13 protein-coding genes are annotated in these 13,619 nt (G+C 73.0%); 6 read left to right on the top strand and 7 right to left on the bottom strand.

Annotation, left to right across the window (positions count from 1 at the left end; translation table 11 throughout):
* The first annotated feature begins 1 nt into the window (after position 1).
* The gene (locus OG580_RS29665; protein WP_267046708.1) at positions 2–658 is read left to right on the top strand and encodes a phosphatidylserine decarboxylase; all 657 of its coding nucleotides are present in this window, start codon (positions 2–4) and stop codon (positions 656–658) included.
* On the top strand, positions 651–1,517 hold the full coding sequence (pssA, locus tag OG580_RS29660) for a CDP-diacylglycerol--serine O-phosphatidyltransferase (RefSeq protein ID WP_267048177.1): 867 nt from the start codon (positions 651–653) through the stop codon (positions 1,515–1,517). The genes OG580_RS29665 and pssA overlap by 8 nt, the downstream gene beginning before the upstream one ends.
* Positions 1,518–1,583: 66 nt before the next feature.
* On the opposite strand, the gene OG580_RS36195 is transcribed toward pssA, so the two are convergent.
* From OG580_RS36195 to OG580_RS29625, 6 genes are all read right to left on the bottom strand, one after another.
* Positions 1,584–2,642 carry a GNAT family N-acetyltransferase gene (locus OG580_RS36195; protein ID WP_323182626.1) on the bottom strand — a complete coding sequence of 353 codons (1,059 nt, stop codon included), beginning with the start codon at positions 2,640–2,642 and terminating at the stop codon, positions 1,584–1,586.
* Between the two features lie 92 nt (positions 2,643–2,734).
* Positions 2,735–4,000: an ABC transporter substrate-binding protein gene (locus OG580_RS29645; RefSeq protein ID WP_267046707.1), complete on the bottom strand. Its 1,266-nt coding sequence runs from the start codon at positions 3,998–4,000 to the stop codon at positions 2,735–2,737.
* Positions 3,997–5,100 (bottom strand): branched-chain amino acid ABC transporter permease, encoded by a 1,104-nt coding sequence (locus OG580_RS29640; protein ID WP_267048175.1) that lies wholly within the window; start codon positions 5,098–5,100, stop codon positions 3,997–3,999. The genes OG580_RS29645 and OG580_RS29640 overlap by 4 nt, the downstream gene beginning before the upstream one ends.
* A gap of 19 nt (positions 5,101–5,119) precedes the next feature.
* Positions 5,120–6,010: a branched-chain amino acid ABC transporter permease gene (locus OG580_RS29635; RefSeq protein ID WP_267046706.1), complete on the bottom strand. Its 891-nt coding sequence runs from the start codon at positions 6,008–6,010 to the stop codon at positions 5,120–5,122.
* Positions 6,007–6,816, bottom strand: a complete 810-nt coding sequence (locus tag OG580_RS29630; protein WP_267046705.1) for an ABC transporter ATP-binding protein — start codon at positions 6,814–6,816, stop codon at positions 6,007–6,009. Before OG580_RS29630 ends, OG580_RS29635 begins: the two co-directional genes overlap by 4 nt.
* Entirely contained in the window at positions 6,813–7,631 is an 819-nt protein-coding gene (locus OG580_RS29625; RefSeq protein WP_267046704.1) for an ABC transporter ATP-binding protein, read from the bottom strand. The genes OG580_RS29630 and OG580_RS29625 overlap by 4 nt, the downstream gene beginning before the upstream one ends.
* A 196-nt stretch (positions 7,632–7,827) precedes the next feature.
* Between OG580_RS29625 and OG580_RS29620 the strand changes: the two genes are divergently transcribed.
* Positions 7,828–9,027, top strand: coding sequence for a CdaR family transcriptional regulator (locus tag OG580_RS29620; RefSeq protein WP_267046703.1), 1,200 nt, complete (start codon positions 7,828–7,830; stop codon positions 9,025–9,027).
* 83 nt (positions 9,028–9,110) lie between these two features.
* Here OG580_RS29620 and OG580_RS29615 read toward each other — a convergent pair whose 3' ends face one another.
* Positions 9,111–10,262 carry a glycerate kinase gene (locus OG580_RS29615; RefSeq protein ID WP_267046702.1) on the bottom strand — a complete coding sequence of 384 codons (1,152 nt, stop codon included), beginning with the start codon at positions 10,260–10,262 and terminating at the stop codon, positions 9,111–9,113.
* A 112-nt stretch (positions 10,263–10,374) separates the two neighbouring features.
* Between OG580_RS29615 and OG580_RS29610 the strand changes: the two genes are divergently transcribed.
* The 3 genes from OG580_RS29610 to OG580_RS29600 all read left to right on the top strand — a co-directional run bounded on the left by OG580_RS29610 (position 10,375) and on the right by OG580_RS29600 (position 13,619).
* On the top strand, positions 10,375–12,054 hold the full coding sequence (locus OG580_RS29610; protein ID WP_267046701.1) for a BCCT family transporter: 1,680 nt from the start codon (positions 10,375–10,377) through the stop codon (positions 12,052–12,054).
* 75 nt (positions 12,055–12,129) lie between these two features.
* Positions 12,130–13,128, top strand: a complete 999-nt coding sequence (locus OG580_RS29605; RefSeq protein ID WP_267048174.1) for an ADP-ribosylglycohydrolase family protein — start codon at positions 12,130–12,132, stop codon at positions 13,126–13,128.
* Positions 13,125–13,619: an NUDIX hydrolase gene (locus OG580_RS29600; protein ID WP_267046700.1), complete on the top strand. Its 495-nt coding sequence runs from the start codon at positions 13,125–13,127 to the stop codon at positions 13,617–13,619. Before OG580_RS29605 ends, OG580_RS29600 begins: the two co-directional genes overlap by 4 nt.

The raw sequence follows: 13,619 nt of genomic DNA, 5'->3' as shown, positions 1-13,619 counted from the left end.
CATGCCCCACAGCCAAACCTCTGCACACCGCGACAGCCTCACGGGCGTACGCCTCGCGCGCGGAGCATCGCCGTGGCTTCTGCCGACCGTCGCCACCGCGGCGCTGACTCTCTTGCGCGCGCGCAAGTCGAAGCGTGCCGCGGCCATCGCCGTGCCGACCACCGCGCTCGCGGCCGGCATGCTGTGGTTCTTCCGCGACCCCGAGCGCGAGATCGCTCAGGGCCGGGTCATCTCCCCCGCCGACGGTGTGGTGCAGAGCATCATGCCGTGGAAGGACGGACGCACCCGGGTCGCCATCTTCATGAGCCCGCTGAACGTCCACGTCAACCGCGCGCCGCTGGCCGGCACGGTGACGTCCGTGGAGCACATTCCCGGCGGGTTCGTCCCGGCGTTCAACAAGGAGAGCGAGAACAACGAGCGCGTTGTCTGGCACTTCGACACCGAGCTCGGTGACATCGAGATGGTCCAGATCGCGGGTGCCGTGGCGCGGCGCATCGTGCCGTACATCCCCCAGGGGACGAAGGTCGAGCAGGGTGACCGGATCGGCCTGATCCGCTTCGGCTCGCGTGTCGACATCTACCTCCCGGAGGGTGTCGAGGTCGCCGTCGAGGTCGGCCAGGCCACGACCGCGGGGGTGACTCGCATTGACCGTGATTGATCCCGACACACGGGCTGCCGACTGGGCCGCCGAAGCCGAGGCCGAGGCGGCCGAAGAGGCCGAGGAGATGCCGCTGTCGTTGAGGTTGTCCATAGCGGACGCCCTCACGCTCGGTAACGCCACGTGTGGCTTCATGGCGGTCTACTTCACGACGACCGGCATCCTGATCCCGCACCTCACGGGCAGCACCGAGACCGGCATGGCGCGCAACAGCGCCGCCACCGCCGTGATCCTCATGCTGTGCGCGGCGATCTTCGACCTCTTCGACGGCATCGTGGCGCGCAAGCTCCGCAGCTCGCCGATGGGCGCCGAGCTCGACAACCTGTCGGACCTGATCAGCTTCGGTCTGGCCCCGGCCTACTTCGTGCTCGTGTACGGGATGGTCGCGGACGACGCGCAGCAGAAGGTCTCGGCCGTGGCCGCGATCGTGGTGCTGCTCGCCGTGGTCCTGAGGCTCGCGAGATTCTCGTGCGTGACGATGAAGGACGGCATGTTCCAGGGCATGCCGAGCCCCTTCGGCGCGCTCACGGTCGTCTCGATCGTCCTCCTGGAGCTGCCGTTCATCCCGACGCTCCTCGCGATCATCGGTGTCGCCTGGCTCATGGTGAGCCGGGTCGAGTACCCCAAGCCGCGGGGTGTCCTCGCGGTGGCGATGCTCGCCTGGATCGTGGGTGCCATGGGCATGCTGGCGGCCTGGGCGTTCGACGCCCCGGGCGGGGCGTTCCTGCTCCAGACCGGCTGCGCCCTGCAGGTCGTGATGGGCGCCGTGATCCCCCTCTTCGCGACGGCCCGCCGGGTGAACACCTTCCGCGGCAACCGGCGTGAGAGCCGGGAGGCGCGTGCGGCGCAGCTGCCGTAGGCATTCGTTGGTACGTGAAGGGCCCCGGAGGCACATCGCCTCCGGGGCCCTTCCGTGTGCCCGGGGCTATCCGAGGCGCTTGTAGTACAGCGTGGTGGGGCGGAGGGTGCCGGCCGGGTCGGCGGCGAAGTCGGGGATCGACCCGGCGGCCGTCCAGCCCGCTCCCCGGTAGAGGCGCTCGGCCGGGGAGTCGGTCTGGGTGTCCAGGACGAGCAGGCGGAGGCCGGTGGCGGCGGCGTGGGCCTCGGCCGTGGCGAGGAGGCGGCGGCCGAGGCCCCTGCCCCGGGCGGACCGGTGCACGAGGAGCCGGGCGATCTCGCCGCGGTGGCGGCCGTTGTCCGCTCCGGTACGGACGAGGGTGACGACACCGGCGAGGCTCCCGTCCGGGGCGTGGGCCGCCCAGACGTCCCGTACTCCCGCCGCGGCCTCCTCGGCGGCGCCCGACCACCAGCCGGCCGCCCGGGACGCCTCGAGCGGTGCCAGGAAGCCCACGGAGGCCCCGCTGTCGACGGCGTCCACGAGGAGCGCGGCGAGCCCGGCGGGGGCGTGGGCGCGTACGGCCTCGGGGGTGAGGCGCTCGATGACGTCGAGCGGCTCCTCCGAGCCGAGCGGCTCCTCCGAGCCGAGCGGCTTCTCCAGGCAGACGAGGTCCGGTCGCTCGTCCCAGGAGTCGACGGTCGCGAAGCCGAGGCTCCGGTAGAGGGCGAGCGGCTCCTGTCGCCAGGACCAGACCGTGAGGCGTACGGCGGGCGCTCCCGACGCGGCGGCCCGGCGCAGGGCCTCGGCCATGAGGGCCTGAGCGAGACCCTTGCGCCGGGCCTCGGGCGCGATCCAGAGTCGCTTGATCTCGGGTGCGGCGCCCGCGCGGGACGCCTTGAGGACGGCACAGCCCGACGGCGTGTCGTCCCCGGGCGCGGTGACGAGCAGGACGGTGTCGACGGCGAACGCGCCGGCCGGGTCCTCGGCCTCACCGCGGTATACGGCCGGCAGCTCGGCGACGGTCTCCACCGCCGTCCCCTTCTCGGCCTGGTTGAACAGGTGGTACTCGGCCAGCAGGTCGCGGAGGCGCGGGTGGGAGCGGTTCTCCTCGACACGTGCGGCGGACACGGGTATGCGTGCGGTCATGGGCCGAGCTTCACACCGTGATGTTTCGGGGACGTGAAGATCCGCGACGCCCCGGCCCGGATGCCGGGCCGGGGCGTGGAGGGTGACGAGGGTTACGGCGTGTAGCTCTGCGCCGCCTCCGCGACGAAGGGCATGCGGACCGTGCGCATGCCGCCGGGGACCGACTTGTCCGGCTGGATGATGACGGACTGGCGGGACGACGGGGCCTTCGGGTCGCCGAGGTCGTGGGTCATGCCGAAGCCGGCGTCGTGGGCCTTCATGCTCAGGAGCGCCTTGTCGACGCCCTCGCGGGTGAGGTCCTTGTCGGTGCACGCCTTCTTCAGGGCCTCGCCGAAGACGCTCGCCGCGGTCCAGCCGGCGACGATGCCGTTGTCGAGGCTGTCGCTCGGGTAGGCGGCCTTGTAGTCCGCGACGAGCTTCTTCGCGGTCGGGGTGTCGGCGCCGATGGGCAGGCTCGGGGAGGCGAACCAGTACATCTTCTCCAGGGCGGGACCCGCCTGGGTGCCGAGGAGCTGCGGGGCGAACGCGGAGTTGTTGCCGACGACCGGGACCTTGAGGCCGGTGGCGGCGGCGACGCCGACGAGGGAGGCCGCCTGGCGCGGGCCCGCGCTGATGACGACGGCCTTGACGCCGGCCTGCTTGAGCGCCGAGACCTGCGCCGACATGTCGTTGTCGGTGGGCTTGATCTTCTGCTCGACGACGGTGAGACCGGCCTTCCCCGCGGCGTACTTCGAGCCCTTCAGCGCGTTCTCGCCGTAGTCGCCCTCGAAGTAGACGTGGCCGAGCTTGTCGCCGGACTTGAGCCCCTTCTCCTTGAGCAGGAAGTCGACGGCGTTGATCGTCTCGACGTCGTACGTGGCGCCCAGGACGCGGATGTACGGGGAGCCGAGCAGCGAGGCCGACCAGGCCTGCGGCAGGACGAGCCCCTTGTCCTGGCCGTCGACGCGGGGCTTGACGGCGGCGACGAACGGGGAGCCGATGAACTGGGTGTAGCCGACGACCTTCGGCTCCAGCTCGGTGTAGGCGGCGAGCGCCTTCTGCGGGTCGTAGCCGTGGTCGCGGACCGTGAGCTCCAGCTGCCGGCCGCAGATCCCGCCGGCGGCGTTGACCTGCTTCACGTACAGCTGCTGGGCCTGGGTGACGCTCTTGCCGAGGGTGGCGTACACACCGGTCATGTCGGTGAGGGCGCCCAGCGCGATCGTCTTGTCCGTGACGCCCTCGCCGGTCTTCACCCCGCCCGCGCCGGTCTGCTTGCCGTCGCCGGTCTTCGCCTTGGAGCTGCATCCGGCGGCGGTGAGGGCGACCAGTGCGGCGAGCGCGGCGGCCAGGCCCCGCACGGCCTGTCTGCGGTGGGTCATCGTGTCTCCCCTGAGGGTTCGGTGGTGGGTGTGGGGCTCTTGGATGTGGGGCTCTCGGGTGTGAGGCTCTTGGGTTTCCGGGAGGCCAGGCGGGCCAGGCCGCCGGGCAGGAAGAGGACCACCGCGACCACGGCGGCGCCGTACAGGTAGCGCGAGGCCTCCCCCGGTGCGATCCCGCCCGTCCCGGGGGCGGAGACCAGGGGCAGCGCGTCGCTGTACCGGGTGAGGAGCTGCGGCAGGAGGGAGACGAAGACGCCTCCGGCCACCGCGCCGGCGACCGAGCCGAGCCCGCCGATGACGATCATGGCCAGGTATTCGAGGGAGAGCGCCATGCCGAAGTACTCCGGCACGGTCCGCTGGAAGACCAGGGCGAGCAGGACGCCCGCCAGACCCGCGTACATCGAGGACAGGACGAAGACGGCGGCGCGGTAGCGGGCCACGGGGATGCCCATGACTCCGGCGGCGATCCGGTGGTCCCGGATGGCGTTCATGGCGCGTCCGGGGCGGCCCCTGAGGACTCCCCTGGCGAACAGCACACCGCCGAGGAGCAGGAGGAGGCCGAGGTACCAGAGCTTCTCGACGGCGCCGAACGGCACCTGGGCGACGAGGAGTTCGCTGTCGTCGAAGGTCAGCCCGAAGAGGCTCAGCGGCGGGACGGCCCGGCCGTTGTAACCGCCGGTCAGGTCATGGGCGTTGAAGAGCACGTGCTGTCCGATGAAGATCAGCGCGAGGGTGGCGATACCGAGGTACGCGCCGCGCAGCCGGCCCGCGATGGGGCTGAACACCCCGCCGGCCAGGCCCGAGAGGGCCACCGCGAGGACGGCGGCGAGCCAGCCGGGCAGGCCGAGTCCGGCGAGTCCGTCCGCGCCGTCGCCGGCGAAGAGGCAGTAGCCGTAGGCGCCGACGGCGAGGAAGAAGGCGTGCCCCATGGAGAGTTGTCCGGTGGCACCGGTCAACAGGTTGATTCCCAGGGCGCCGAGGGCGGCGGCCATCGCGAACAGCCCCGCCTGGAGCCAGAACCGGTCCAGGTAGAACGGGAGGGCGGTGAGGAGGAGGCCGGCGACGGCCCATCCGTACACCGCGGGGGTACGGACCAGCAGTCCGCCCCGGACGAGGGCATCAGACACGGGCGAGCTCCTTCGTGCCGAAGAGTCCGGCCGGGCGGATCAGGAGCACCGCGACCATGACGAGGTAGGGGGCGACGTCGCCGATGCCCCGGCCGAGGAAGGCCAGGTCTCCCTGGTAGCCGGTGGCGAGGGACTCGGTGATGCCGACGAGGAGTCCGCCGACGAGGGCGCCCGTGGTGGAGTCGAGGCCGCCGAGGATGGCGGCGGGGAAGGCCTTGAGCGCGGCGAGCGAGGTGGCCCGCTCCAGGCCGGGTGTCGGGAAGACGGTGAGGAACAGCGCGGCGACGGCGGCCAGTCCGCCGGCCACCGCCCAGGCCCCGAGCGAGACCCGGCCGAGCCGGATGCCCATGAGGGCGGCCGTCTCCTGGTTCTCGGCGGCGGCCCGCATGGCGACGCCCCAGGACGTGTACCGGAAGGCGAGCAGGAAGGCGGTGATGAGGAGGGCCGCGACGAGCAGCGCGGCGATCCTGGTCTGGGCGATGGTGACCGGCCCGACGGTGAGGACCGCGTCGCCCCAGGGGTCGCCGAGGGCGAGGATGTCGGTGCCGATCCGGCGGGTCAGTTCGGTGGCGAGCAGGATGTCGACGCCGATGGTGACGATCGCGAGGACGCTGTGGTCGGTGCCGCGGTGACGGCGCATCACGAAGAACTCGACGGCGGCACCGACCACCGCGGCGCCCGCGATCCCGGCGAGCAGCGCGGGCCAGAAACCGATCTCGTCGTGGAGCACGGCGGTGACGTAACCGCCGGCCAGGAGGAGGGAGGCGTGGGCGAAGTTGACGACCTCGGTGGCGCGGAAGATGACCACGAAGCCGAGGGCGATGAGGGCGTAGATCGAGCCCAGTGAGACGCCGTTGATCAGGAATTCGGCGAAGGTGCTCACGCGGCGGTCTCCTCTCCGAGGTAGGCGCGGACGACCGCCGGGTCGTTCTGGACGTCGCCGGGGGCTCCGTCGGCGATGCGGCGGCCGAAGTCGAGGACGGTGACGGAGTCGGCGAGCCGCATCACCAGCCCCATGTCGTGTTCGACGAGCAGGACCGAGATGCCGAGGCCGTCGCGGACGCCCGCGATGACCGAGGCGGTACGGCGCCGCTCGTCGGCGGTCATGCCGGCGACGGGCTCGTCGAGGAGCAGGAGCCTGGGCTCCATGCAGAGGGCGCGGGCGAGTTCGGCGAGCTTCTGCTGCCCGTACGGGAGGGAACCCGCGGGCTGCGCGAGCTGCCGTTCCAGGCCGACGAAGGCGGCGATCTCCCGGACCCTGGCCCGGTGCCGGGCCTCCTCACGGGCGGCCGAGGGGAGCCGGAGCCCGGCGGCGAGGAAACCGGTGCGGGTGAGCCGGTGGCGGCCCAGCATCAGGCTGTCCTCGACGGTGGCGCGGGGCGGGAGGGCCAGGTTCTGGAAGATCCGGCCGACGCCGAGGTCCGCGATCCGGTGCGGGGGCAGGGACGTCAGCTCGTGCGCGCCGAGGCGGACGGAGCCGGCGGTGGCCCGGTAGACGCCGGAGAGCACGTTGAAGCAGGTGGACTTGCCGGCTCCGTTGGGCCCGATGAGGGCGTGGACGGTGCCGGGTCGGACGGTGAAGCCGACGCCGTCGAGGGCGGTGAGCCCGGCGAACCGTACGGTCAGGTCCTCGACGACGAGGGCGGGGACGTCCGGGGAGGCCTCGGGAGGGGGCGGTGCGTCGGTCATCGGGTCTCCTCCCAGCGGGACAGCACCGGGTGCGCGGCGCGGGCGTCGGCCGCGTCGGCGGCGGCGTCCTCGTCGACGACACCCAGGTAGCGGCGGCGTACCTCGTCGGAGGCGGCGAGCTCGGCGGCCGGGCCGGAGAGGGTGACCTCGCCGACCTCCAGGACGTACGCGCGGGAGGCGAGGCGCAGCGCGAGTGCCGCGTTCTGCTCGACGAGGAGCACCGCCGTGCCCTGGGCGTTGATCTCGCGTACGGCGTCCGCGATCCGGGCGGCCATCAGCGGAGCGAGCCCGAGGGAGGGCTCGTCGAGGAGGAGCAGGCCCGGCGCGGCCATGAGCGCGCGGCCCACGGCGAGCATCTGCTGCTCGCCGCCGGAGAGCAGCCCGGCCTGCTGGCGGGCGCGGTCGGCGAGGACCGGGAAGAGCTCGTGGACCCGGCGCAGCGCGGCGGCCTTCGAGGCCCGGTCGGCGCGGCGGCCGAGAGCGCCCGCGCGCAGGTTGTCCTCGACCGTCATCCGGGCGAAGACCTGGCGGCCCTCGGGCACCTGGGAGACGCCTGCGGCGACGACCCGGTCGGGCGGGAGCCCGTCGAGCGGCCGGCCGTCGCGGCTCACCGTGCCGGAGACCACGGACCCGCCGTGGAACCGCAGGGTGCGCGAGACGGCCCGCAGCAGGGTCGACTTGCCGGCGCCGTTGCCGCCCAGGACGGTGACGACGGCGCCCGCCGGTACGGTCAGCGACACCTGGCGCAGCGCGCGCACCGGTCCGTAGCCCGCCGTGAGGTCCTTGACCTCGAGGGCGGGTGCGGTTCCTCCCATGGATCCCCTTCCCCGGCCGTCCTTTGTTACCCGGCCGTTCAGTGGCGCTCACCCCAACACCGCGCCGGACCGTCCGTCCACGTCCCGTGGCCGAATCGCTGCCGGTGACCAGCGGGGACGGCGGTGGGCTGTGCATGCGCACAACGCTGCGCGCCGGGGGTGTGCCGCGGGGGCCGGGGCGGTGGATCCTCCGGACATGGGACGGCGCAGACGGCGGACCGGTGACGACTGGAAGGTGCTCGCGCAGGCGTGCACGGCGCTTCTGGAGCGGGTACCGGAGCTGGTGGACGAACATCTGAAGGAGCTGCACGCGTACGAGCCCGCCTACGGGCGGATCCTGCCGTACGACCAGCACTGGCTGGAGGCTCAGGAGGCGATGCGGATCGGGATCGAGATGATCTCGGCGCCCCGGAACTCGCCCCGGCGGGACCTGCAGCAGGCGGAGGCGATGGGCCGGCGGCGGGCCGCGCAGGGGATGCCGCTGGAGCTGGTCGTGCACGCGTACCGCCATGCCGGTCACCTCGTGTGGGACGCGCTGATCGAGGGGGCCGGGGAGGACACGGCGCAGCTCGCGGCGCTGATGCAGTCGGCGACGACGGTGTGGTCGGCGGTGGACGCGCAGGCGGACACGGCATCGGAGGCGTACCGGTCGACGGAGGCGGAGCTGCGGCGCCGGACCGACGAGCAGCTCCAGGCGCTCCTGGACGCGCTGCTCCAGGGGCAGCGGGCGCCGGAGCTGGTGGCGCGGGCGGCGGCGGGCCTGGACCTCGCCGAGCAGGGGCGGTACGCGGTGGTGGTGCTGCGCTACGACCGGCGGGAGGAGCGGGAGCCGTTCCACCGGCAGGTGCAGGGCGAGGGTGTGCGGTTCCTGTGGCGGATGGGCGCGGACTGCGAGATCGGGGTGGTGGCGCTGGCCGGGGAGACCGGCCTCGACGCGCTGTCGGAGCTGCTCGACGGGCGGTGCCCGGGGCCCGGCGGGATCAGCCCGGTCGTGGTCGGCCTGACCGAGCTGGGCCGGGCGCGGCGCCTCGCGGAGCTGGCCCTGCGCACGTGCCCGCCGGGCAGTCGGCAGATCGTACGGCTCGACCGCAGGATGACGGGGGCGCTGGTGGTGGGCCAGCCGGAGATGGCGAGCCTGCTGGTCTCGGACGTCCTGGGCGGGCTGCTGGAGCTGGACCCGGCGGACCGGGCTGTCCTGCTGGAGACGCTGGACGTGTGGCTCGACTGCGAGGGGTCGGCGGGGCGGGCGGCGGGGCGCCTGTACTGCCACCGGAACACGGTCTTCAACCGCCTGCGACGGCTGGAGCAGCTGACGTCACGGTCGCTGTCCCGGCCGCGGGACCTGACGGAGATGACGCTGGCGCTGGACGCGTTCCGGCTGACGGCGTCGGGGTAGGCCCGGGAGGGGCACCCACCGTACGCCGTGTGGGCGATCGTCCCGCTGGGGCGGAACGACTGCCCACAACGGGACGACGGGGCCTACGTCAGGAAGTCCCTCGCGATGTTCGCCGCCACGTCCTCCAGGAGCGGGCCCGCGTTCGCGATGCACTTCGCCGTGTCGGGTTCGAGGGCCGTGAGCGGGTAGGCGCGGCGGATGCCGGCCGTGCCGAGGGCCTCGGGGGGCAGGGCCAGGCGGCCGCAGACCGCGACGACCTCCTTGCCGGCCGCGCGGGCCGCCGCGGCGACGCCCGCCGGGGCCTTGCCGTGGAGGGTCTGCTCGTCGAGGGAGCCCTCGCCGGTGATGACCAGCGTGGCCCGCTCCAGGGCCGGGGCGAAGCCCAGGACCTCCAGCATCAGCTCGATGCCGGGGCGGAAGCTCGCGCCCAGGATGAGGGCCCCGTAGCCGATGCCGCCCGCGCCGCCCGCACCGGGCGCGAGGGCCGCTTCGGCCGCCTTGGGGCCGATGGCCTTCTCCAGGACGGTGGCGAAGTGGGCGAGGGCCGCGTCCAGCGTCCGGACGTCGTCCGGGGTGGCGCCCTTCTGCGGGCCGTAGACGGCGGGCGCGCCCTTGGGGCCGGTGAGCGGGTTGTCGACGTCGCTGGCCAGGATCAGGTCGACCGAGGCGAAGCGGGGGTCGAGGCCTGTGAGGTCCGCCGTGGCCAGTTCCGCGAGGGGCGCGCCACCGGGGCCGACGGGCTCGCCCGCCGCGTCGAGGAAGCGGGCACCGAGCGCCGCGAGCATGCCGGCACCGCCGTCGGTGGTGGCGCTGCCGCCCACGCCGAAGACGACCGTGGTCGCGCCCGCGTCCAGCGCCGCGCGGAGCAGCTCACCGGAGCCGTACGTCGTCGCGGTCAGCGGAGCGAAGACCCCGGCGGGGAGGAGCTGGAGGCCCGAGGCCTCCGCCATCTCGACGACCGCCGTGCCGCCGCGCAGCGCGAACGCCGCGGTGACCTGCTCGCCGAGCGGCCCCGTGACCCGTACCTCGCGCCGCTCGAAACCGGCCGCGACCGCGGCCGCGACGGTGCCGTCGCCGCCGTCGGCGACGGGCAGGGTCTCCACCGCGAGATCGGGGACGACCCGTCGCAGACCTGCCGTGACCCGCTCCGCGACCTGTACGGCCGTGAGCGAACCCTTGAACTTGTCAGCCGCCACGAGCACGTGAGCGACCTGAGTTGCTGCCCCGTCCGTCACCTTGCATCCCTTGCTTTCGAACGTGCAGTCGCGCCAGGGCCGACCCTATCCGTACCGCCAGACGGCGTGCCACCCCCTGATAAAGCGATATTCCGCACCATAGTGGGGTCACATGAGTACGGAACCGATCGAACAGCCCCCAAGCGAACGGCACACGCCCGACGGCAAGGTCATCGCCATCGGGATCGCCGCCGTCGTGGCGGTCGTCGCCTGGGCCGCGCTGGGCGAGGACTCCTTCGACAGCGCCTCGACCAGCGCACTCCAGTGGGTGCTGTCCAATTTCGCCTGGCTCTTCGTGGTCGCCGCGGACACCTTCCTCGTCCTGTGCGTGGTGATCGCCCTGAGCCGCTTCGGGCGGATCAGGCTCGGCGCGGACGACTCGGAGCCCGAGTTCACCAACCTCGCGTGGATCGCGATGATGTTCAGCGCCGGTATGGGCATCGGCCTGATGTTCTACGGGGTCGGGGAGCCGCTGCAGCATTTCCTGAGCCCGCCCCCGGCGAGCGGGGTCACGGCCGGGACCGGCGCGGCGGCCCGTACCGCCATGGAGTACTCGTTCTTCCACTGGACGCTCACCCCGTGGGCGATCTACGGCATCGCGGGCCTCGCCCTCGCGTACGCGGGCTTCCGCAAGGGCCGCGGCAACCGGCTCAGCTCGGCCTTCGTCCCTCTGATGGGTGCCCGCCGGGCGAGTTCCTGGCCCGGCCGGGCGATCGACCTGCTCGCGGTGTTCGCGACGGTGTTCGGCACGGCGACGAGCCTGGGGCTCGGCGCCCTCCAGGTGGCCGAGGGCCTGAACCTGACGATGGGCGTGGAGAACTCCACCTCCACCCAGCTGATCATCATCGTGTCGCTGTCGGCGGCCTTCGTCCTGTCGGCCTTCTCGGGTCTCCACAAGGGCGTGAAGTGGCTCTCCACGCTGAACATCGTCCTCGCCGGCTGCCTGATGCTCTTCGTCTTCCTCCTGGGCCCGACCGTCTACATCCTCGACACCATCCCGGCCTCGGTCGGCGGCTACCTGCACCAGCTGATCCCGATGGCGAGCCGTACGGGCGCGTTCACCGACCCCGACTGGCTGGGCGTGTGGACGATCTTCTACTGGGCGTGGTGGCTGTCCTGGGCGCCGTTCGTCGGCACCTTCATCGCCCGGATCTCGCGCGGCCGGACGATCCGCGAGTTCCTGATGGGCGTGCTGCTCGTGCCCTCCGGCGCGACCGTCGTGTGGTTCTGCGTGATGGGCGGTACGGCCATCCGGCTGGAGTCGACCGGCGCCGCGGACCTGGCGACGGCCGTCGCGGACGGGCCGGAGGCCTCCCTGTTCGCGATGCTGGAGGCGCTGCCGATCGGCACGGTCACCTCGGTCATCGCGATGATCCTGGTGATGACGTACTTCGTCACGAGCGCGGACTCGGCCTCGCTGGTCATGGGTTCGCTGACGAGCCGGGGCTCGCTCCACCCGCCGACCTGGCTCGTGGTGACCTGGGGTGTCCTGATGGCGGCCGTGGCGGCGGTCCTGCTCGTCGTGGGCGGTCTGAACTCGCTCCAGACGGCGACGATCCTGGTGGCCCTGCCGTTCGTGATCGTCATGCTCGCGCTGTGCTGGGCGCTCCTGAAGGAACTGCGGGAGGACCCGGGGGCGGGTCCGGTCCGGCACCACGCCCTGCACGGGATGCGGGACGCGGTGCGGGCGCTGGTGGGTGAGGCGATGACCGAGCAGGGCGGCGGCGCCCGCCACCACCGGCTGCGGCGGGCGGCGAAGGCCCGTACCGACTCCGAGGAAGAGGAGGGCTGACCCGCCGTGGCGCACACCCACGCGGACCTCGCCGACCGCGTCCTGGGCGGCTGGACCGGTCGTATCGCCGGGAACATGCTCGGCAAGCCCGTGGAGCGCGGTGACCACTGGACGCGGGAGCACATCGACGCGTACCTGCGTCTCACGGACGCGCTCCCGCTGACCGACTACCTGCCGCCCCCGCCGCCCGGGGCCACCGGATTCGAGCTGCGTCCCGAGTGGCCCCGGTGCGTGCGCGGCGGGATCGACGGGAGCTGCCGGGACGACGACGTCGACTGGTCGATCCTCGGGCTGCACCTCCTGGAGACCCGGGGTTCCGCGTTCACGACCGAGCAGGTCGGCGAGGAGTGGCTGTCGCGGCTGCCGTACCTGCAGACGTTCACGGCCGAGCGGGCCGCCTACCGGAACCTCGCGAACGGGCTGCGGCCGCCGCTGACGGCGACGTACGACAATCCGTACCAGGAGTGGATCGGCGCGCTGATCCGGGCCGACGTGTACGGCTGGACGTGCCCCGGGAATCCGCGCCTCGCCGCGTCACTGGCGCGCCGGGACGCGGTCCTCTCGCACACCGGGAACGGTGTGTACGGGGCGATGTGGGTGGCGGCGACGATCGCCGCCGCCTTCACCGCGCCCGACGTCCGGTCCGCGCTGGAGGCGGGTCTGGAGCGGGTGCCGGCGAGCAGCCGTCTCGCCCGGACCGTACGGGGGACGATCGCCCTGTACGAGTCGGGGCTCGACTGGTCCGGCACGCTGGCCGAGGCGGAGGAGTGGACGGCGGGGCTCGGCTGGATCCACACCGTCCCGAACGCGGCCGTGCTCACCGCCGGACTCCTGTACGGCGAGGGGGACTTCACCCGCACGATCGCGCTCACCGTGCGCGGCGGCCTCGACACGGACTCCAACGGGGCGACGGCCGGCTCGGTGGCGGGGGTGATGTGCGGGGCTGCCGCGATCCCACCGCAGTGGTCGGAGCCGCTGCGGGACCGGGTGAGCAGCGCCGTGTTCGGCTACGACGGCGTGGGGATCGGCGAACTGGCGGAGCGGACGCTGCGGTTGGCTACGCTGACGCAATGACCACCACCGACTACTCCGCGTACATCGCCGGCCTCCCCCGCGTCCTGGCCGGCGCCGCCGCGCTCTTCCGGGACCCCGAGGGGCGCGTCCTGGTCGTGGAGCCCAACTACCGTGAGGGCTGGACGCTGCCCGGCGGAACGATCGAGTCCGACGCGGGCGAGACGCCTCGGCAGGCGGCCCGCCGGGAGACGGCGGAGGAGATCGGACTGGACATCGGTCTCGGCGCGCTGCTGGCGGTCGACTGGTCGCACGGGACGGCGCGGCCGCCGGTCGTGGCGTACGTGTACGACGGCGGGGTGCTGGCCGCGGAGCGGTTCGCGGAGATCCGGCTCCAGGAGGAGGAGCTGCTCTCCTGGAAGCTGATCGAGCCCGGGGAGGTCACCGCGCACCTGCCGGGCAGCCTCGGCCGGCGCGTCGTCGCCGCACTGGACGTCCTGGCGACGGGCCGGGGGCCGGTGGAGCTGGAGAACGGGCACCCCGCGCGGGGGTGA

The sequence above is a fragment of the Streptomyces sp. NBC_00094 genome, assembly GCF_026343125.1.
Lineage (GTDB): Bacteria > Actinomycetota > Actinomycetes > Streptomycetales > Streptomycetaceae > Streptomyces.
This window is presented reverse-complemented; position numbering and strand designations above follow the sequence as displayed.

What these genes read in the sequence shown, in the direction of transcription:
- OG580_RS29605 (WP_267048174.1), top strand. Translation starts at nt 12,130, where the DNA reads ATGCTCGGCAAGCCCGTGGAGCGCGGTGACCACTGGACGCGGGAGCAC.
- OG580_RS29625 (WP_267046704.1), bottom strand. Translation starts at nt 7,631, where the DNA reads ATGGGAGGAACCGCACCCGCCCTCGAGGTCAAGGACCTCACGGCGGGC.
- OG580_RS29630 (WP_267046705.1), bottom strand. Translation starts at nt 6,816, where the DNA reads ATGACCGACGCACCGCCCCCTCCCGAGGCCTCCCCGGACGTCCCCGCC.
- OG580_RS29665 (WP_267046708.1), top strand. Translation starts at nt 2, where the DNA reads ATGCCCCACAGCCAAACCTCTGCACACCGCGACAGCCTCACGGGCGTA.
- OG580_RS36195 (WP_323182626.1), bottom strand. Translation starts at nt 2,642, where the DNA reads ATGACCGCACGCATACCCGTGTCCGCCGCACGTGTCGAGGAGAACCGC.
- OG580_RS29620 (WP_267046703.1), top strand. Translation starts at nt 7,828, where the DNA reads ATGGGACGGCGCAGACGGCGGACCGGTGACGACTGGAAGGTGCTCGCG.
- OG580_RS29600 (WP_267046700.1), top strand. Translation starts at nt 13,125, where the DNA reads ATGACCACCACCGACTACTCCGCGTACATCGCCGGCCTCCCCCGCGTC.
- OG580_RS29610 (WP_267046701.1), top strand. Translation starts at nt 10,375, where the DNA reads ATGAGTACGGAACCGATCGAACAGCCCCCAAGCGAACGGCACACGCCC.
- OG580_RS29645 (WP_267046707.1), bottom strand. Translation starts at nt 4,000, where the DNA reads ATGACCCACCGCAGACAGGCCGTGCGGGGCCTGGCCGCCGCGCTCGCC.